The organism is Limosilactobacillus reuteri (genome assembly GCF_002254085.1).
GTDB classification, from domain to species: domain Bacteria; phylum Bacillota; class Bacilli; order Lactobacillales; family Lactobacillaceae; genus Limosilactobacillus; species Limosilactobacillus reuteri_K.
Map to the genome: position 1 here is coordinate 1 of NZ_NGPY01000059.1, position 678 is coordinate 678.

Here is a 678-nt window from a genome sequence, read left to right on the forward strand (position 1 = left end):
TGACGTGTACCCTTAAAGTTGGAACCTGTATGTTCTTGCTTTAAAATTGAATAAATATTTTTCTAGGCAACTAGATTCTGCTCATATTGAAGTGGAGTTTGGTTGCCTAGTTTTGTCTGAATACGGCGTTCGTTATAAAAGTGAATCCATTCATTAATTGCTTGGCTTAATTCTTCTTGATTGCGATAACTGGTATCAGGACCAATTTCTGCTTTCAGTTTACTAAAGACTGTTTCACAGGCAGCGTTATCCAGACAGGTTGCTCGATGCGACATGCTTTGCCTAATGTTTCCCTGGCGAAGTAGTTTGCGCCAAGCACGATGTTGATAGTGCCAGCCTTGATCAGTATGTAAAGTTAATTGGTATCCTGTATGAGGTAACTGCTTAAGTAATTGCCGGAGTGGATCTAATGCGAATTGAAGATTTGGATGTTGACTGATTGACCAAGTGAGAAGCTGGTTAGTTGCCAAGTCCTTAATAATTTCTAAGTACACTTTTCGCCCATCATGAGCCTTTAATTCTGTAATGTCACAAACCATTTTCTGATATTTACGGTTACTCATAAAACGCCGATTTAGCTTATTCTTAGCTTTCTTGCCATTTGGTCCCTTAGAGGAATCATACTTACGGACTCGCCGATTATATTTGATACATTTAAGTCCCATTTCATGCATTAAG

1 protein-coding gene is annotated in these 678 nt (G+C 38.6%); it reads right to left on the reverse strand.

Annotated features, from left to right (window positions below):
* Positions 1-62: 62 nt before the first annotated feature.
* On the reverse strand, positions 63-678 hold a 616-nt coding region (locus tag CBG10_RS09020; RefSeq protein WP_143452876.1), incomplete at its 5' end, for an IS3 family transposase.